The 17,976-nt window shown below is 74.1% G+C and carries 12 protein-coding genes, 1 tRNA gene, 1 pseudogene and 1 riboswitch; of the genes and pseudogenes, 11 read left to right on the plus strand and 3 right to left on the minus strand.

The features are described 5' to 3' along the window. Positions 1 to 69: 69 nt before the first annotated feature. A complete protein-coding gene (gene murA / locus ABZ495_RS22765) occupies positions 70 to 1,410 on the minus strand; it encodes a UDP-N-acetylglucosamine 1-carboxyvinyltransferase (RefSeq protein ID WP_329487877.1) in 1,341 nt (446 codons plus the stop codon). Positions 1,411 to 1,734: 324 nt separating this feature from the next. Here murA and ABZ495_RS22770 point away from each other — a divergent pair, with 324 nt between their 5' ends. The 6 genes and pseudogenes from ABZ495_RS22770 (at position 1,735) to ABZ495_RS22795 (ending at position 9,270) form a co-directional block, all read left to right on the plus strand. Next, complete coding sequence (locus tag ABZ495_RS22770) at positions 1,735 to 2,319, plus strand: YqgE/AlgH family protein (RefSeq protein ID WP_329487876.1); 585 nt, start codon at positions 1,735 to 1,737, stop codon at positions 2,317 to 2,319. A gap of 110 nt (positions 2,320 to 2,429) precedes the next feature. Continuing rightward, complete coding sequence (locus tag ABZ495_RS22775; RefSeq protein ID WP_329487875.1) at positions 2,430 to 2,711, plus strand: DUF3039 domain-containing protein; 282 nt, start codon at positions 2,430 to 2,432, stop codon at positions 2,709 to 2,711. 180 nt (positions 2,712 to 2,891) lie between these two features. Further along, positions 2,892 to 4,502, plus strand: coding sequence for a beta-N-acetylhexosaminidase (locus ABZ495_RS22780; protein WP_329487874.1), 1,611 nt, complete (start codon positions 2,892 to 2,894; stop codon positions 4,500 to 4,502). Positions 4,503 to 4,823: 321 nt separating this feature from the next. Continuing rightward, positions 4,824 to 5,690 carry an FAD binding domain-containing protein gene (locus ABZ495_RS22785; protein WP_329492115.1) on the plus strand — a complete coding sequence of 289 codons (867 nt, stop codon included), beginning with the start codon at positions 4,824 to 4,826 and terminating at the stop codon, positions 5,688 to 5,690. Positions 5,691 to 5,767: 77 nt separating this feature from the next. Next, positions 5,768 to 6,214: pseudogene (locus tag ABZ495_RS22790) on the plus strand ((2Fe-2S)-binding protein); the annotation flags it as partial. 728 nt (positions 6,215 to 6,942) lie between these two features. Continuing rightward, entirely contained in the window at positions 6,943 to 9,270 is a 2,328-nt protein-coding gene (locus ABZ495_RS22795) for a xanthine dehydrogenase family protein molybdopterin-binding subunit (protein ID WP_329487873.1), read from the plus strand. A gap of 132 nt (positions 9,271 to 9,402) precedes the next feature. On the opposite strand, the gene ABZ495_RS22800 is transcribed toward ABZ495_RS22795, so the two are convergent. Further along, positions 9,403 to 9,477 (minus strand) — tRNA-Cys (locus tag ABZ495_RS22800). A gap of 234 nt (positions 9,478 to 9,711) precedes the next feature. Next, positions 9,712 to 9,777: riboswitch (guanidine-III (ykkC-III) riboswitch) on the plus strand. 43 nt (positions 9,778 to 9,820) lie between these two features. Between ABZ495_RS22800 and ABZ495_RS22805 the strand changes: the two genes are divergently transcribed. Together ABZ495_RS22805 and ABZ495_RS22810 are read left to right on the plus strand one after the other, a co-directional pair. Then, positions 9,821 to 10,135 carry an SMR family transporter gene (locus tag ABZ495_RS22805; RefSeq protein WP_329487872.1) on the plus strand — a complete coding sequence of 105 codons (315 nt, stop codon included), beginning with the start codon at positions 9,821 to 9,823 and terminating at the stop codon, positions 10,133 to 10,135. A gap of 107 nt (positions 10,136 to 10,242) precedes the next feature. Then, positions 10,243 to 11,685, plus strand: a complete 1,443-nt coding sequence (locus tag ABZ495_RS22810) for an MFS transporter (RefSeq protein ID WP_359837739.1) — start codon at positions 10,243 to 10,245, stop codon at positions 11,683 to 11,685. A 2-nt stretch (positions 11,686 to 11,687) separates the two neighbouring features. Here ABZ495_RS22810 and ABZ495_RS22815 read toward each other — a convergent pair whose 3' ends face one another. Continuing rightward, positions 11,688 to 12,968, minus strand: coding sequence for a hypothetical protein (locus ABZ495_RS22815; protein WP_359837742.1), 1,281 nt, complete (start codon positions 12,966 to 12,968; stop codon positions 11,688 to 11,690). A 394-nt stretch (positions 12,969 to 13,362) separates the two neighbouring features. On the opposite strand from ABZ495_RS22815, the gene ABZ495_RS22820 reads away from it, so the two are divergent. Genes ABZ495_RS22820 through ABZ495_RS22830 form a run of 3 tightly spaced genes read left to right on the plus strand, consistent with a single transcriptional unit; the run spans position 13,363 to position 17,896 of the window. Next, positions 13,363 to 14,007, plus strand: coding sequence for a class F sortase (locus ABZ495_RS22820; protein ID WP_329487869.1), 645 nt, complete (start codon positions 13,363 to 13,365; stop codon positions 14,005 to 14,007). Then, entirely contained in the window at positions 14,004 to 15,329 is a 1,326-nt protein-coding gene (locus ABZ495_RS22825) for an alpha/beta hydrolase-fold protein (protein ID WP_359837745.1), read from the plus strand. Before ABZ495_RS22820 ends, ABZ495_RS22825 begins: the two co-directional genes overlap by 4 nt. Continuing rightward, entirely contained in the window at positions 15,326 to 17,896 is a 2,571-nt protein-coding gene (locus tag ABZ495_RS22830) for a DUF2156 domain-containing protein (RefSeq protein ID WP_359837747.1), read from the plus strand. The genes ABZ495_RS22825 and ABZ495_RS22830 overlap by 4 nt, the downstream gene beginning before the upstream one ends. Positions 17,897 to 17,976 lie beyond the last annotated feature (80 nt).

Genomic DNA, 17,976 nt, shown 5'->3' on the forward strand with positions numbered 1-17,976 from the left:
ATTCCGATCTGGGGGAGCCCGGCCTCTCGCCGTGCGGCCGGGCTCCCCGAAGGGAACCCGGCCGCCGGGTCAGGCGGTGACCAGCCGCTCGTTGGGCAGCTCGACGTGGGCGCCCAGGTCGCGCAGCTTCTCCATGAAGTTCTCGTAGCCGCGGTTGATCAGGTCGATGCCGTGGACGGTCGAGGTGCCCTCGGCCGCCAGCGCCGCGATCAGGTACGAGAAGCCGCCGCGCAGGTCCGGGATGACCAGCTCGGAGCCCATCAGCTTGGACGGGCCGGAGACGACCGCGGAGTGCAGGAAGTTGCGGGCGCCGAAGCGGCACGGGGTGGCGCCCAGGCACTCGCGGTAGAGCTGGATGTGCGCGCCCATCTGGTTCAGCGCCCCGGTGAAGCCCAGCCGCGACTCGTACACCGTCTCGTGCACGATGGACAGGCCGGTCGCCTGGGTCAGCGCGACGACCAGCGGCTGCTGCCAGTCGGTCTGGAAGCCGGGGTGCACGTCGGTCTCCAGGGCGATCGCCTTGAGCTCGCCGCCCGGGTGCCAGAACCGGATGCCCTCGTCGTCCACCTCGAAGGCGCCACCGACCTTACGGAAGGTGTTGAGGAAGGTCATCATCTCCAGCTGGCGGGCGCCGCGGACGTAGATGTCGCCCTTGGTGGCCAGCGCCGCGCAGGCCCAGGAGGCGGACTCCAGGCGGTCCGGCAGGGCGCGGTGGTTGTAGCCGGAGAGCTCGTCCACACCGGTGATCAGGATCGTCCGGTCGGTGCCCATGGTGATGATCGCGCCCATCTTCTGCAGCACGCAGATGAGGTCGACGATCTCGGGCTCCACGGCCGCGTTGCGCAGCTCGGTGACGCCCTCGCAGAGGACGGCGGTGAGCAGCACCTGCTCGGTCGCGCCGACCGAGGGGTAGGGCAGCTCGATCCGGGTGCCGCGCAGGCGCTGCGGGGCCACCAGGTAGGTGCCCTGCGGGTGCTTCTCGATGCTGGCGCCGAACTGGCGCAGCACCTCGAAGTGGAAGTCGACCGGGCGGCCGCCGATGTCGCAGCCGCCGAGGCCGGGGATGAAGGCGTGGCCGAGGCGGTGCAGCAGCGGGCCGCAGAAGAGGATCGGGATGCGCGAGGAGCCGGCGTGCGCGTCGATGTCGGCGACGTTGGCGCTCTCCACGTGGGAGGGGTCGAGGATCAGCTCGCCGTCCTCGTCACCGGTGCGCACGGTGACCCCGTGCAGCTGGAGCAGGCCGCGGACCACCTTGACGTCGCGGATGTCCGGGACGTTGCGCAGTCTGCTGGGGCCCTGCCCGAGGAGGGCGGCGACCATGGCCTTGGGGACCAGGTTCTTCGCACCGCGGACGCGGATCTCGCCTTCGAGCGGGTTTCCGCCGTGGACCAGCAGGACGTCGTCGGTCATCGTTCTCGCAATCCGGGGTGCCAGAGGAGTGGGTGCGGCTCCGGGTGGGAGCCGGGCGGTGGACCGGTCGTACGGGCGCGCTCGGGCCCCCGGCGTGACCGAGTCGGCACCGCATAAGGGCGTCCACCATCAGTAGATGGTAGTAGGCGTATCGGTGGTTCCCGTCTGCCTCTCCCGTGATGGTGCTCCCGTCCGGGGGTGTCGCGCCCGCCGGTGCGTCCGTACGGGTGTTCGCGCCGCCGTCCGCGGCGGGTGGCGGCCCCTCGCCGGCCGGCTTCGCGTCGAGGTGTCCGGCCCCGGTGGTTCTGCGGGATCATGTGAGACATGACGGCGGCCCATACGCACGGAGGCCGGTCGCACACCGGCCGATTGCTCGTCGCTACGCCCGTGCTCACCGATCCGAACTTCGCCCGGGCGGTGGTGCTCCTCCTCGACCACGACGCCGAGGGGGCGCTCGGTGTGGTCCTCAACCGGCCGACGCCGGTCGAGGTGGGCAGCGTGCTGGACGGCTGGGGCGGTCTCGTCGGGCACCCCGCCGTGGTGTTCCAGGGCGGGCCGGTGGCGCTGGACTCCGCGCTCGGCCTGGCGGTGGCGCCGGGGGAGCCGGAGACCGTGGAGCCGCTCGGCTGGCGCCGGGTGCACGGGGCGATCGGCCTGGTGGACCTGGAGGCGCCGCCCGAGGTGCTGGCCGGTGAGCTCGGCGGCCTGCGGATCTTCGCCGGGTACGCGGGCTGGTCGCCGGGGCAGCTGGAGGCGGAGCTGGGCACCGGGGCCTGGTACCTGGTCGACTGCGAGCCGGGGGACATCTCCAGCCCCGAGCCGGAGCGGCTGTGGCGCGCCGTGCTGCGCCGCCAGCGCGGCCCGTTGGCGCTGCTCGCGACGTACCCGGACGACCCCACGCTGAACTGACCCGAGGGCCGGCCGGCGGGCCGGTCCGCGCCGCCCGCGGCGGCCCCGCGGGCGCGGCCGCCGGCGCGACACTGGCCCGGTTTCCCGGGGCGCCCATAGACTTGGCACCTATGAGCACTCTTGAGCCCGAGCGCGGCCTCGGCACCGGCACCCTGGTCGAGCCCGTCCCCCAGGTGTCCCACGGGGACGGCGACCACGAGCGCTTCGCGCACTACGTCCAGAAGGACAAGATCATGGAGAGTGCGCTCTCCGGGTCTCCCGTGGTGGCGCTCTGCGGCAAGGTCTGGGTGCCCGGGCGCGACCCGAAGAAGTACCCGGTCTGCCCGATGTGCAAGGAGATCTACGACGGCATCGGCAAGCCCCAGGACGGCAAGGGCGGCGACGACAAGTAGCCCGGCCGCCCGGCCCGGCCGGGTCGCCCGGTCCGGGACGGCGCCGACCCGTCCGCACACGGCACCGTTCCGCACAGCGCTGTTCTGCACTGCGCCGTTCTGCACGGTGCCGTTTTGCACTGTGCGGCATTGTGCAGAGTGGTCTATGCCAATTGACCGGGCCGGGGGCAGGATGGCGGAATGGACCTCATTCCCGCCCCCTTGAGTTCCGTCCGCCTCCAGGACCAGGACTTCCCCCTCGACCGCTCCACCACCCTGACCGCGCCGCCGGAGCTGTCCGGGGCCGAGCGGTGGCTGCGCACCGCGCTGACCGCCGCCACCGGACTGCCGCTCGGTCCCGGGCGGCCCGGCGAGGGCATCGAACTGGTCCACGACGCGGCGCTGGCCGGTGAGGCGTACCGGCTCTCGGTGCGCCCCGGCCGCGCCGTGGTCACCGCCGGCGGCCCGGCCGGCGCGCTCTGGGGCGCGCAGACCCTGCGCCGCCTGCTCGGCCCGGACGCCTACCGCCGGGCGCCGCTGCGCGACACCGGCTGGGTGCTGCCCGGCGTCGACATCGAGGACGCCCCCCGCTTCGGCTGGCGCGGCGCGCTGCTGGACGTCGCCCGCCACTTCCTGCCCAAGTCCGACGTGCTGCGCTTCATCGACCAGCTCTCCGCGCACAAGCTCAACGTGCTCCACCTGCACCTGACCGACGACCAGGGCTGGCGGGTGGAGATCAAGCGCTACCCGAAGCTCACCGAGCTGGCCTCCTGGCGCGAGCGCTCGATGGTCGGCTACCGCTCCGCCCAGCGCCGCGACGACCGCCCGCACGGCGGCTTCTACACCCAGGACGACCTGCGCGAGATCGTCGCGTACGCCGCCGAACGGGCGATCACCGTCGTCCCGGAGATCGACCTTCCGGGTCACTCCCAGGCCGCGATCTCCGCCTACCCCGAACTGGGCAACACCGACGTGGTGGACACCGCCGCCCTCGGGGTGTGGACGGACTGGGGCGTGAGTCACAACGTGCTCAACCCCTCCGAGGCCACCGTCCGCTTCTTCGAGGGGGTGCTGGAGGAGGTCCTGGAGCTCTTCCCGTCGGAGTTCGTCCACCTGGGCGGCGACGAGTGCCCGAAGGAGCAGTGGAAGGACAGTGCCGCGGCCCAGGAGCGGATCCAGGAGCTCGGGCTGAGCAACGAGGACGAGCTGCAGAGCTGGGTGATCCGGCACTTCGACCGCTGGCTGGCCGAGCGCGGGCGCCGGCTGATCGGCTGGGACGAGATCCTGGAGGGCGGGCTGGCACCCGGTGCGGCGGTCTCCTCCTGGCGCGGCTACGGGGGCGGGATCGCCGCCGCGCAGGCCGGGCACGACGTGGTGATGTGCCCCGAGCAGCACGTGTACCTGGACCACCGGCAGGCCCCGGGCGAGGACGAGCCGGTCCCGGTCGGCTTCGTCCGCACCCTGGAGGACGTGTACCGCTTCGAGCCGGTGCCGGCGCAGCTCGACGAAGCCGCGGCCCGCCGGGTGATCGGCACCCAGGCCAACCTGTGGAGCGAGTTCATGGACAGCGCCCGGGACGTCGACTACCGGGCCTTCCCCCGGCTCGCGGCCTTCTCGGAGGTGGCCTGGTCCGCGCTGCCCGCCGACCCGGCCGAGCGCGACTACGCGGGCTTCGAGCGGCGGATGGAGTCGCACCGGGCCGTGCTGGACGCGCTCGGCGTCGAGTACCGCCCGGTCGACGGGCCGCACCCCTGGCAGCGCCGGCCCGGGGTGGCCGGCCGTCCGATCGAGGGTGCGCCGCCGGCGGTCTGACCACGATCGGCCACCGGGCTCCATGGCGACCGGGAACTTTTGAGTGGTCATCCGACGTCAAGAACAGATGAACATCTGCTCCGGTCCGGTTTCGGGCCGGAGCAGATACCGCCCGGTATGCGTCCCAATCGGGCAGTTCCGTTCGCCCGCCCCGAAATGATCATCGAGCATTGTGTGCCAGAGTTGCCCAACCCGGCCCGATCGCCCGTACCCTACGGGCCAGGCCGGGCTGCCGACGCGGACACCCCGGCCGAGGGCCGCGGGCGGCAGGCGATCGATGAGCAAGTGGAGCACGGTGGGACCCAGGTGAACCGGACGATCATGCTGCCGGCCTCCCTCGACGAGGCCGTCGACGCGCTGGCCGCCACCCCGGCCGCGGTGCCGGTGGCCGGCGCCACCGACCTGATGGAGGCCGTCAACGCCGGGCGGTTGCGCCCCGCGGCCCTGATCGGCCTCGGCCGGATCACCGAGCTGCGCGGCTGGCGCTACGAGGACGGCGGCACCGCCGTGCTCGGCGCCGGGCTCACCCACGCCCGGATGGACCGCCCCGACTTCGCGGCCCTCATCCCCGCCCTGGCCGACGCGGCCCGGACCGCGGGCCCCCCGCAGGTGCGCAACGTCGGCACCCTCGGCGGCAACATCGTCACCGCCGCGCCGGCCGGCGACACCCTCCCGGTGCTGGCCGCGCTGGAGGCCACCGCGACCCTCGCCCGGGCCGGCGCCACCCGCGAGGTCCCGGTCAGCCACCTGCTCACCGGCCTCGACCCGCTGCGCCCCGGTGAGCTGCTCACCTGGGTGCGCGTCCCGCTGCTGCACGCCCCGCAGGTCTTCCTCAAGGCCACCGGCCGCAGCGGCCCGGCCCGCGCCACCGCCTCCGTCGCGCTCGTCCTCGACCCCGCCCGGCGCGCCGTACGCTGCGCCGTCGGAGCCGTCGCCCCGGTGCCGCTGCGCCCGCTGGAGGCCGAGGCCTGGGTGGCCGGCTGCATCGACTGGGACGGCAGCCGCGAGATCGACCCCACCGCGACGGCCGCCTTCGGCGAGTACGTGGCCGCCGCGTGCGTACCCGACAGCTACGGCGCCGAGGGCGCCTGGGAGGCCGTGACCGAGGGGCCGAGCGCGGCCGCCGTTCGGCTGCGGCGTACCGTATCGGTGCTGGCCCGCCGGGCACTGGGAAGGGCGCTGAAGTGACCACTGACCCCATCGGAACCCTCGACGCCGGCCCGTTCGACCACGCGCCGCAGGTCAGCCGCGAGCTGCGCCCCTGCGCCTCGTACACCCTGCGGGTCAACGGTTTCGAACGGCCCGTCACCGACGCCTGGATCGGCGAGAGCCTGCTGTACGTGCTGCGCGAGCGGCTCGGGCTGGCCGGCGCCAAGGACGGCTGCGAGCAGGGCGAGTGCGGCGCCTGCTCGGTCCAGGTGGACGGCCAGCTGGTGGCCGGCTGCCTGGTGCCCGCCGCGCTGGCCGCGGACAGCGAGATCAACACCGTCGAGGGCCTCTCGGCCGGCGGCGGCGCCAGCGAGGTCCAGCAGGCGCTGGCCGAGTCCGGCGCGGTGCAGTGCGGCTACTGCACGCCCGGCATGGCGATGGCCGTGCACGACCTGCTCCAGCGCAACCACCGGCCCACCGAGGTCGAGGCCCGCCAGGCGCTCTGCGGCAACCTCTGCCGCTGCACCGGCTACCGGGGCGTGCTGGCCGCGGTGCAGTCCGTCGCCGACGCCCGCGCCCTGGAGGCCGAGGAGGCGGAGGAGGCCCACGCGGCGGCCGCCGGGGCGGCCGCGCCCGCCGGCGACGCCCCCGCGGGCGGGGCACCGGCGCCCGAGCCGGCCGCCCGGGCCGCCGACCTGCCGGTCTACACCGACGCCGACGCCTGGATCGAGCACGTCCCGCAGTCGCACGGCTCGCAACCGCACGCCCCGCAGCCGCCCGTCGAGGAGGCCCCGGCCACCGGCGGGGCGGGCCCGGGCGTGCCCTACGGCGCCCCCGAGGGCCACGGCGGCTACGACACCGGCGTGTACGACACCGCGGTGCTCACCCCCGTCACCGGCATCCCCGCCCAGGCGGCCGGCGAGGGGCAGGGCTACTACCCGCCGCAGGGCTACCCCGAGCAGCAGCCCTACCAGGGCGCCCCCGCACCCGGTGGCTACCTGCCCGGCGGCTACCCGGACGGGGGCTACCCGCAGCAGTCCGGCTACGACGCCTCCCCGTACGACGGCCCGGTCTACGAGCAGACCCCGGCGCACGGCATCCCGGCCCCCGGCGGCGGGTTCGACGGCACGGCCCCGAACGGGGCCGGGTACGACGGCACGCCCGCCCACGGCACGCCGTACGCGCACACGCCCCCGCACGGGGTCCCGGTCGAGGGCGTCGCCCCCGCCGGCGTCCCGTACGGTGCCACCCCCGCCCACGGCATCCGGCTCCCCGAGGACGACCACGCATCATGACGTCGCCTACCGACATCGGCGCAGCACCCCAGCAGGACGGCGACGAGGGCGGCGCACGGGAGCCGTTCGGGCTGGGCAGCTCCCCGCTGCGCAGCGACGCCCTGCCGAAGGCGCTCGGCATCTACCCGTACGCCGCCGACCTCTGGGCCGAGGGCCTGCTCTGGGGCGCGGTGCTGCGCTCCCCGCACCCGCACGCCCGGATCAGGGGCATCGACACCTCGGCCGCGCTCGCGCTGCCGGGCGTGCACGCGGTGGTCACCTCCGCCGACCTGCCGCCCGGGCCGGACGGCACCCCCGACGGCGCCCCGGCCGGGCCGATCGTCGCGGACCGGCCGGTGCTGGCCGCCGGTGTGGTGCGCCACCACGGCGAGCCGGTCGCCGCGGTCGCCGCCGACCACCCGGACACCGCCCGGCTGGCGGTCGGTCTGATCACCGTCGAGTACGAGCCGCTGGAGGCGGTGACCGATCCCGAGCAGGCCTTCACCGCCGGCCCGCTGCACCCGGACGGCAACCTCTTCCGGCACCTGCCGCTGCGCACCGGGGACCCGGACGCGGCCGGCGAGGTCATCGTCGAGGGTCTCTACCAGGTCGGCCGCCAGGACCCGGCGCCGCTCGGCGCGGAGGCCGGTCTGGCCGTGCCGCGCCCGGACGGCGGCGTCGAACTGCACCTGTCGTCCACCGACCCGCACGGCGACCGCGACCGCACCGCCGCCTGCCTCGGCCTGGAGCCGGACCGGGTCCGACTGGTGGTCACCGGCGTGCCCGGCGCCACCTCGGACCGCGAGGACCTCTCCTTCCAGGTGACCCTGGCGCTGCTGGCGCTGCGCACCGGCCGCCCGGTGAAGATGACCCTCACCCGCGAGGAGTCGTTCCACACCCACACCTCCCGCCACCCGGCGCTGCTGCGCTACCGCCACCACGCCGACGCCGAGGGCAAGCTGGTCAAGGTGGAGGCGCAGATCCTGCTGGACGGCGGCGCCTACGCGGACGTCTCGGCCGAGGCGCTGGCCGCCGCCACCGCCTTCTCGGTCGGGCCCTACGTCTGCCCGAACGTCTTCGTGGACGCCTGGGCGGTGCGCACCAACAACCCGCCGGCCGGCCGGATGCGCGGCGAGGGCGCCCTGCAGGCCTGCTTCGCCTACGAGTCGCAGCTGGACCAGCTGGCGGCCCGGGTCGGCGTGGACCCGGTGGAGATCCGCCGGCGCAACGCGATGGCGACCGGAGACCCGATGCCCACCGGACAGGCCGTCACCTGCCCCGCGCCGGTGGCCGCGCTGCTGGACGCGGTCGCCGAGGAGCCGCTGCCCCCGCTGCCGGTGGACGACCCGGACGCCGAGTGGCTGCTGCCGGGCGGGCCCGGCGGAGCCGGCGACCCGGCGGCGGTGCGCCGCGGCATCGGCTACGCGGTCGGCATGGTGCACATGCTGGGCGCCGAGGGCGAGGACGAGGTCTCCACCGCGACGGTGCGGGTCAGCGGCGACCACGCCACGGTGATCTGCGCCGCCGTCGACTCCGGGCAGGGCTTCGCCACTTTGGCGCGGCAGATCGTGCAGTCGGTGCTGGGGATCAACGAGGTCTACATCGCACCGGCCGACAGCGACCAGTCGATCGCCGGGCCCGCCGCCCGGGGTCGGCACACCTGGGTCTCCGGCGGCGCGGTCGAGCGGGCCGCGCTGATGGTCCGCCACCAGTTGCTCCAGCCGATCGCCGCCGACTTCGGGATGTCGGTCGAGCTGCTGCAGATCTCCGACGGAAAGATCACCTCCTACGACGGCGTGCTCGGTATGCCGGTCGCCGAGGCGCTGGAGGGCAAGGAGCTCTGGGCGACCGCGCAGTGCCGCCCGCACCCGACCGAGCCGCTGGACGAGGCCGGGCACGGTGACGCCTTCGTCTCCATCGCGTTCTGCGCGATGCGCGCGGTGGTGGACGTGGACATCGAGCTGGGCGCGGTCCGGGTGGTGGACGTGACGGTGGCCCAGGACGTCGGCCGGGCGCTCAACCCGCGTCAGATCGAGGACCGGATCGAGGCGGGCGTGGCCCAGGGCGTGGGGCTGGCGCTGCTGGAGGACCTGCGCACCGAGGGCGGCCTGCTGCTGAACCCCTCGCTCACCGGCTACCGGCTGCCGACCGCCCTGGACACCCCGGAGGTCCGCATCGCCGCCCTGGTCGAGGAGCGCGACGTGGTCGCCACCTTCGGTGCCAAGGCGGTCAGCGCGGCCCCCGCGGTGGTCGCCCCGGCCGCCGTGGCCGCCGCCGTCCGGGCCGCGACCGGCCTGCCCGTCGGGCGGCTGCCGATCCGGCCCGAGGACGCCGTCGCCGGCTGACCGCGGGGCGGGGCACCCGCCCCGCCCCCGGGGTGAATTCCCGGCGGTACTCCGGGGGCCCGGAATATCCGGCCGGGAGAACGCCGAACAGCCGGTCCGCGAATTCTTCGCGGACCGGCGCATTCATTTCGGTGGAGGCCATGACGGGAATCGAACCCGTGTAAACCGCTTTGCAGGCGGTTCCCTAAACCACTCGGGCACACGGCCGTGGGAGGAGCTGTTTCGCAGATGCGCTCAGGCGTGGCGGCAACAGCGACAGGCGCGACAACACCGGGGAGCCGCGGCACAGGCGCGGGGCGCGAGAAGGGCCACCGTCTTCCTGTTCATTGCCGACTCCTGTCGTCGTTCGCCGTGTTGGTGAATTCATCTTGGCGGAATGGCGGGCGGCCCGTCAATGTCCTTGTGTAAATTCTGTGTGGCGGGTCGTGCTACCGTCGAAAGCAGGTGGCCGGACTCCGGCCACTCCGGACGAGCGCGTCGTACCCGGTGACGACAAGACGGCGCAGCACAGCGGCAACCCGGCCGCTGCTGACTGCGGAGGTCCCTCGTCATGGCATGGCTCGTTCTCATCGTCTCCGGTGTCCTGGAGACCGTCTGGGCGGTGGCCCTGGACTCGTCCAAGGGCTTCTCCCGGCTCGTCCCCACCGTGGTCTTCGCCGTCGCGCTGGCGCTCAGCATGGGCGGTCTGGCGTACGCGATGCGCTCCATCCCGATCGGCACCGGCTACGCGGTCTGGGTCGGCATCGGCGCGGTCGGTACGGCGCTCTACGGCATGGCCGTCCTGGGGGACGCGGTCACCGCGGCGCGGATCGGCTGCCTGCTGCTGATCGTCTCCGGCGTGGTGGGACTCAAGGTGCTGCACTGAGCGGGTCGCCCCACGGGCCGGGGCCCCGGTCCCAGGCCCTGCGGACCACGCGGAACCGGTCCACCGGTCAGGGGTCATGGTGCCCTACGGGCCTTACGATATGACCCATGACCACAGCCTCCGCCACCTCGGTCGACTCCGGCCCGACACCCCCCGACGAGACCGACCCCGGTGGCGGCGTGCTCACCGGCCGCTACCGGGCGCTGACCCTGGGGATCGTCTCGGTGGTCCTGCTGCTCGCCTTCGAGGCGACCGCCGTCAACACCGCGATGCCGGTGGCGGCCCGCCAGCTGGACGGGCTCCCGCTGTACGCCTTCGCCTTCTCCGGGTACTTCACCACGACGCTGTTCGCCCTGGTGGTCTCCGGCCAGTGGTGCGACCGGCGGGGTCCGCTGCGACCCCTGTTCACCGGCATCGCGGTGTTCGGGGCCGGTCTGGTGGTGGCCGGGGCGGCGCCCGGCATGTGGGTCTTCGTGGCCGGCCGGGCGATCCAGGGCCTGGGCGGCGGGCTGGTGATCGTCGCGCTGTACGTGGTGGTCGGCCGGGCCTACCCGGAGCGGCTGCGGCCGTCGGTGTTCGCGGCCTTCTCCTCGGCCTGGGTGCTGCCCTCGATCGTCGGCCCGGTGGTCTCCGGCGCCGTCACCGACCACCTGGGCTGGCGCTGGGTGTTCCTCGCCGTCCCGGTGCTGATCCTGCTGCCGCTCGCGGTGATGGGGCCGGCGCTGCGCCGCTCCGAGCGCGAGCAGCCGGTGCTGAAGGGCGCGGAGTTCGACCGCCGCCGGAGCAGGATGGCCGCGATGGCGGCCCTGGGCGCCGGTCTGCTGCAGTACGCCGGCCAGCGGTTGGACCTGATCGGGCTGCTCCCGGCGTTCGCGGGGGTGGCGCTGCTGGTGCCCGCCGTCCTGGGGCTGCTGCCGACCGGGACGTTGCGGGCCGCGCGCGGGCTGCCGACGGTGATCCTGCTGCGCGGCGTGGCCGCCGGGGCGTTCTTCGCGGCGGAGGCGTTCATCCCGCTGATGATGGTGACCCAGCGCGGCCTGTCGCCGACGCTGGCCGGTCTGACCCTGACCAGCGGCGGTCTCTCCTGGGCGCTCGGCTCCTGGCTGCAGGGCCGGCCGGGCGCGGAGCCGTACCGGGAGGCGATGATCCGCTGGGGCTTCCTGCTGACGGCGGTGGCGATCGCGGGGGCGGCGCTGGTGCTGGTTCCGGCGGTGCCGGCCTGGGTGGCGGCGGCGGCCTGGGGTGTCGGCGGGATCGGGATGGGGCTGACGGTGGCGAGTGTCAGCGTGCTGATGATGAAGCTGTCGACGCCCGAGGACGCCGGGGCCAACTCCGCCTCGCTGCAGATGAGCGACGCGCTCGGCAACGTCCTGCTGGTGGGGCTGTCCGGGGTGCTCTTCTCGGCGCTGGGCGGCGGCTCGGTGGCCGCCGCCCGCGGGGGCGCCGAGGGCTCCGGTTCGGTCGGCGCGTTCACCGTGATCTTCCTGACCATGACGGGCGTGGCGCTGGTGGGCGCGCTGCTCGGCGGCCGGGTCCGGAAGACGGCGTAGCGTCAGCCGGCGGCGGCACCGGCCGGCGCGGGGGAGCCGAGGAAGGTCTCCCAGCCGCCGGTCGGCGCCTGGCCGACGGCGAGGCCCTGCAGCTTGCGGAGCACCGCCGGGTCCTGGGCGTCCAGCCAGTCGACCAGCTGGCGGAACGAGACCAGCCGCACCCCGGGCTTGCCGGCGATCTCCTTGAGCGCGTCCTCGACGGCGTTCATGTAGATGCCGCCGTTCCACTGCTCGAAGTGGTTGCCGATGACGAACGGCGCCCGGTTGCCGTTGTAGGCGCGCTCGAAGCCCATCAGGTAGGAGTCCCTGGCCTGGGTCTGGTACGTGGCGTGCAGCGAGGGGTCGGCCTTGGTGTTGCTGCCGGACTGGTTGAACATGATGTTGTAGTCCATCGACAGCACCTGGAAGGTGTGCCCGGGGAAGGGGATGGACTGCAGCGGGAGGTCCCAGAGCGCCCCGCCCTGGATCTTCTGCGGCCAGACCTGCGTCCCGTTGCCGCTGCTGTCGTAGCGCCAGCCGCGCTTGACGGCGGTCGGCAGCAGGTTGCGCTGGCCCTCCAGGCACGGGGTGCGGCTGCCGATCAGCTCCTTGCGGTAGTCGAAGGGCAGCGCCGGCAGGTCGGTGAAGCCGGTGGTGGTCTTCCAGTTGGTGACGAAGTCCATCGCCTGCTGGATCTCGCTGTCCCACTCCTGCGGCGACCACTGCCCGACGCCGGTGGCGCCGCAGAAGTGCCCGTTGAAGTGGGTGCCGATCTCGTGCCCCTCCAGCCAGGCCGCGTGCAGGTTCTCCAGGGTGTCGTGGATGTGCTGGTCCGACAGGTAGCCGATGTCGGAGGCGCCGACCTTGTGCTGCGGCGGACGGTAGAGGTCCTTCTTGGCCTCGGGCAGCAGGTAGAGGCCGCTCAGGAAGAAGGTCATCGACGCGTTGTGCTCCTGCGCCAGCCGGCGGAACCGGCGGAACAGGCCGTTGTCCAGTTCGCCGGCGCCGTCCCAGGAGAAGACCACGAACTGCGGCGGGCGCTCGCCGAGCTTCAGCGGCTCGACGGCGGGCTGGTTCGGCTGCGCACCGGTGTCCGAGGTGGAGCCGTCGCCGATCAGCGTGACGGGGGCCTTCGGGGGCGCGGAGCCCGGGCCGGCGTGGTCCGCCGCGGGGCTGGCCGGGGCCGGTTCCGGGGTCGCCGCCTGCGCTCCGCCGGCGCCGCCCTTGGTGCCGCAGCCGGCCGTGAGGGCGGCTGCGGTCGCGGCTCCGGCGGCCAGTAGGGTGCGGCGGGAGAGAGCGTCCATGGTCACTCCGTTCGTGGGGCGTGCGGCGGACCGGAGGCGCCCGGTCGGACAAGTGCGGTGATAGGCCTGTGAACGGGGTCAGCATGGCATGCGGACACGATCGGTCGGTGATCCACCACGAACGGTCGCAACTGATCGCCCGATTGGTGCAACCGGACAGGTGTCCGAGATTGTCGATGGTCATGCAGGTGGACTCGGGAGTGGTCCGTCCGGCGGGATCCGGTCTCTCCCCGTGTTCGCCCCCCTACCCGGAGCACGGATCGGGCCGGTAGCCCTGCCGATCGGGGGGTGTCGATAGGACCATCGTATGGACGTGCCTTAAGGTCCAATCCGGTTGAATTGTTCCCAGGAAACTCTCAGGAACGATCGAGCTGTCAGCAGAGGGGAGCGCCGGGTGGGCGCCCAGCAGAGCAGGAGCCCGTGGCCGGGTACCCTGGCGGTCGGCGCCGCGATCGTCCTCGGGGCCTGGCTGCTGAACGACGGGGGCCACGCCGCACTGCCTCCGGCCCCCGGTGCGGGACAGTCCCTCTCCGGCTTCGCCCCGGTCTCCGTCGTCCCCCCGCTCGGCCCCTCCGCCCCGACCCGGATCAGGATCCCCGCCGTCAAGCTCGACGCCCCCGTCACCGGACTCGGACTGGACGGCGACGGCCGCCTCCAGACGCCCCCGGCGGCCGACCGCAACCTCGCCGGCTGGTACCGCGGCGGCGCCACCCCCGGTCAGCGCGGCACCGCGATCCTCGCGGGGCACGTCGACAACCAGAGCGGGCCCGCCGTCTTCTATCATCTGGGCGCGCTGCACCGCGGCGACCGGATCGAGATCGCCCGCGAGGACGGCGCGACCGCCGTCTACCAGCTCTACGCCATCGAAGTGCACGACCGAAAGGACTTCCCGGACGACCGGGTGTACCGCCAGGCCGCCGACGCCCAGCTCCGGGTGATCACGTGCGGCGGCGGGTACAGCGAGGAACACGGCTACCAGGGAAACGTGGTCGCCTACGGATTCCTGGCCGACACCACCCGGCCGGGGACACGTACATGACCACCGCCACGCTCGCCGTCCAATGGAACCCGATCGACTGGCCGCTGACGCACGGCCCGATCCCGCTCGCCGTGCTCGTCGCCGGCTGGGGCTCGCTGCTCCTGCTCGCGCTGGCCCGCGGCCGGAGCTGGTGGAACCGCCGGCTGCCCGCCGCGCTGTTCAGCGCCGCCGCGCTCAGCCTGGTGCTGGACGTCGTCGTGGACGACTGGTGGCACCCCTTCCCGGAGGGCCTGCCCCGCTACGTCACCTGGTGGATCGCCGTCGCGCTCCTCGGACTCTGCCTGGCCGGCTTCCGGATGCCCCGGCTCGGCCGGCGCGGCAAGCTGCTGGCGGTCGCCGCCGGAGCGCTGGTGCTGCTGATGGCCTCCTCCCAGGTCAACCGCGGGTTCGGCCAGTACCCCAGCGGCCGGGTCATGCTCGCGCCCTGGCTCTCCAAGACCCAGGGCCTCACCACCGGCTTCGACGCCCGGACGGTGAGCCCGCCCCCCGGCAAGGTGCTCGCCGACGTCTGGCAGGCGCCGCCCGGGCTGCCCGCCAAGGGCACCGTCTCGATCGAGCCGATACCGGGCGGCAAGTCCGGCTTCAAGGCCCGCGACGCGTACATCTACCTGCCGCCCGCCTACCAGGCCAGCCCGCGCCCGCTGCTGCCGGTGGTGGTCCTGGTCACCGGCCAGCCCGGCAACCCGGGCGACTGGGTGCTCGGCGGCCAGGTGAACGAGGCGCTGGACGCCTTCGCCGCCGAGCACGACGGCCTGGCCCCGATCGTGGTGATGCCCGACCAGCTCGGGTCGATCTGGAACAACACGCTCTGCATGGACTCCAAGCTCGGCAACGTGCAGACCTACCTGGCCGAGGACGTGCCGAACTGGGTGCACCAGCACCTCCAGGCCGCCAAGGGCCGGGGCTCCTGGTCCATCGGCGGCGCCTCGATGGGCGGCACCTGCGCGCTCCAGATGGCCGTCAACGCCCCCGACGTCTACGGCTCGTTCCTCGACATGTCCGGGCAGGAGGAACCCACCCTGGGTACCCGGGAGCAGACCGTCGCCGCCGCCTTCGGCGGTGACCACGACAAGTTCGACGCGATCGACCCGCTGCAGGTGATGCGGCGCAAGCGGTTCCCGGACACGGCGGCGGCGATCGTCGTCGGCCGCACCGACGGCGAGTTCCGCCCGCAGCAGGAGAAGGTCTACCAGGCGGCGCTCGACGCCGGGATGAAGGCGAGGTTCGATCTGATGCCGGGTGGGCACGGCTGGGTGGTGTTCCGGCCCGGAATCGTCGACCAACTGCCGTGGCTGGCCCAACAGACGGGATTGATCCGGTGATCCGGCTCAGCGCGGCTCCGGCGGTCGTCGCCGCCCGCGAACGCGAGCGCGAGCGTGAACGCGCGCACGACCACGGCCCCGGGCCGGTACCGGTGGCGACCGCCCCCGAGCCGGCCCCCCAGCCCGGGCGGCAGGCCGTCACCGGGATCGCCGACCGGCTGCGCGCCGCGCCGCTGACCCTGGCGCTGCTCGGCCTGCTCTGGACGGTCGGCGCCGCCACCGGCAGCCTGGCCGGCGGCCCCTCCCGGGGCCTGCTGGCCCAGATCGGCGTCGGCCTGCCCACCCTCGGCGAGGGCCGCTGGTGGACGCCGTTCACCTCGCTGCTCTGGTGCTCCAGCGCGGGCTCGTACGTCTTCACCAGCCTGCTGCTGCTCCTGGTCGGCCCGGCCGCCGAGAGCCGGCTCGGCCGGCGCCGGACCCTCCTGGTGCTGGTCGGCGGGCAGGTGCTGGGCACCCTGCTCGGCACCGGACTGGTCGCCCTCGGCGCACGGGCCGGCGAGCAGTGGACCCTCGCCGTCGCCGACCAGACCGCGACCGGCCCGGTCGTCGGCCTGTTCGCGCTGGCCGGCGTGCTCGGCTACCGGCTCACCGTGCTCTGGCGCCGCCGGCTGCACCTGCTGGTGGTGCTCGTCCCGCTGGTGATGACGCTGTACGTCGGCCACCTGCAGAGCGTCCAGCGCAGCGCCGGCGCGCTGCTCGGCCTCGGCATCGGCGCGCTGCTCGCCCGGCGCCGATGGCAGCTGCGCCCGCACCGCTCCTCGCACACCGAGACCCGGGTGCTGGTCGCGCTCTGCCTGGTGGCCGCCGCCCTCGGGCCGCTGGTCGCCTCGCTGTACGACAACGCGGCGGGGCCCTTCAACACCTTCTCCGAGCTGTACTTCTCGCACCGGCTCTCCCCGGACGAGGTCGCCGACTTCTGCGCGATGTCCGCCCACGACTGCGCCCGCGCGCACGCCGTCGAGCGGATATTCGACACCCCGGCGCGGCTGATGGCCGCGCTCTTCCCGGCCCTGCTGCTGGTCCTCGCCGAGGGCCTGCGCCGCGGCCTGCGGCTGGCCTGGCGGATCACCGTCGCCACCGAACTGCTCTGGGCGGCGCTGCTGCTCTGGCTGTTCGCCGGCACCGGCACCGGCGCCGGCGACGTGGTGCAGTACTTCGTCGAGGCGCTGTTGCTGCCGCTGCTCACCACCGGCCTGCTGCTGGCCACCCGGCACCGGTTCGGGCTGCGGCTGCCGGCCGCGGTGCTGCGCCGGCTCGCCCTGGTCACCGGCGGGGCGGCGCTGGCCGCGGCGGCCGCGTACGTGGGGTTCGGCTGGCTGGTGGCCGGCGAGTTCGACCCCCGGGCCGGGGTGGGCGGCCTGGTCGCCGGACTGCCGGCGCAGTTCCTGCCGCCCGCCTACAACGACCTGCTGCCCGACTACCCGATAGCGGTCGGCCCGCCGGCCCGCCTCCTGGAGACGTACTGCGGCCTGGCGTTCTGGGTGGTCGCGCTGACCGCCCTGCTGGTCGCCTTCCGCCGCCCGGTGGTGCACGCCGACGCCGAGGACGCCGCCCGCGCCCGCGCGCTGCTCACCGCGCACGGCGGCGGCACGCTGTCCTTCATCACCACCTGGGACGGCAACCACTACTGGTTCGACGAGGAGGGCCGGGCCGCCGTCGCCTACCGGGTGCTCTCCACCGTGGCGCTGACCACCGGCGACCCGTTCGGCGAGCCGGAGGCCCGACGCCGGGCGGTGGCCGGCTTCGCCCGGTACTGCGACACCCGCGGCTGGACGCCCTGCTTCTACAGCGTCACCCCGGAGACCAGCGACGCCGCCGGGCAGCTCGGCTGGCGCTCGCTCCAGGTGGCGGAGGACACCGTGGTCGCCCTGCCCGGACTGGCCTTCACCGGCCGCAAGTGGCAGGACATCCGGACCGCCCTCAACAAGGCGGGCAAGCAGGGCATCACCGCCGAGTGGTGGGCCTACCACGACGCGCCGCTCGCCCTGCGCGACCAGATCCGCTCGATCTCGGAGGAGTGGGTCTCCGAGAAGGGCCTGCCCGAGATGGGCTTCACCCTCGGCGGCCTGGAGGAGCTGGACGACCCGGCGGTCCGGCTGCTGGTCGCCGTCGACGGCGACCGCGTCGTGCACGGGCTGACCAGCTGGATGCCGGTCTACGAGGACGGGGTGCCGGTCGGCTGGACGCTGGACTTCATGCGCCGCCGCTCGGACGGCTTCCGGGGGGTCACGGAGTTCCTGATCGCCTCGGCCGCGCTCGGCTTCAAGGAGGAGGGCGCGCGCTTCGTCTCGCTCTCCGGCGCGCCCCTGGCCCGCTCCGGGCAGGACGCGCCGCCCACCGGGCTGCAGCGCACGCTGGACTGGATGGGCCGGGTCCTGGAGCCGGTCTACGGGTTCCGCTCCCTGCTGGCCTTCAAGGCGAAGTTCCAGCCGGAGTACCGGCCGCTGTACATGGCGTACCCCGATCCGGCGGCGCTGCCCAGCATCACCCGGGCGATAGGGAAGGCCTACCTGCCGCACCTGACGGCGGCGCAGGGCGTCCGGCTGATGCGCCGGCTCTCCTCCTGAACCGCTCCGCTCCCGGCCCGCCGGGGCGCCCGCCCGGGCCTCGGCCCCGGGCGGGCGCCGGCGGGCGCGCCACCGCCCCC

The sequence above is a fragment of the Kitasatospora sp. NPDC005748 genome, assembly GCF_040630735.1.
GTDB lineage: Bacteria > Actinomycetota > Actinomycetes > Streptomycetales > Streptomycetaceae > Kitasatospora.

What these genes read in the sequence shown, in the direction of transcription:
- ABZ495_RS22825 (WP_359837745.1), top strand. Translation starts at nt 14,004, where the DNA reads ATGACCACCGCCACGCTCGCCGTCCAATGGAACCCGATCGACTGGCCG.
- ABZ495_RS22805 (WP_329487872.1), top strand. Translation starts at nt 9,821, where the DNA reads ATGGCATGGCTCGTTCTCATCGTCTCCGGTGTCCTGGAGACCGTCTGG.
- ABZ495_RS22780 (WP_329487874.1), top strand. Translation starts at nt 2,892, where the DNA reads ATGGACCTCATTCCCGCCCCCTTGAGTTCCGTCCGCCTCCAGGACCAG.
- ABZ495_RS22795 (WP_329487873.1), top strand. Translation starts at nt 6,943, where the DNA reads ATGACGTCGCCTACCGACATCGGCGCAGCACCCCAGCAGGACGGCGAC.
- ABZ495_RS22785 (WP_329492115.1), top strand. Translation starts at nt 4,824, where the DNA reads ATGCTGCCGGCCTCCCTCGACGAGGCCGTCGACGCGCTGGCCGCCACC.
- ABZ495_RS22810 (WP_359837739.1), top strand. Translation starts at nt 10,243, where the DNA reads ATGACCACAGCCTCCGCCACCTCGGTCGACTCCGGCCCGACACCCCCC.
- ABZ495_RS22775 (WP_329487875.1), top strand. Translation starts at nt 2,430, where the DNA reads ATGAGCACTCTTGAGCCCGAGCGCGGCCTCGGCACCGGCACCCTGGTC.
- ABZ495_RS22770 (WP_329487876.1), top strand. Translation starts at nt 1,735, where the DNA reads ATGACGGCGGCCCATACGCACGGAGGCCGGTCGCACACCGGCCGATTG.
- murA (WP_329487877.1), bottom strand. Translation starts at nt 1,410, where the DNA reads ATGACCGACGACGTCCTGCTGGTCCACGGCGGAAACCCGCTCGAAGGC.
- ABZ495_RS22815 (WP_359837742.1), bottom strand. Translation starts at nt 12,968, where the DNA reads ATGGACGCTCTCTCCCGCCGCACCCTACTGGCCGCCGGAGCCGCGACC.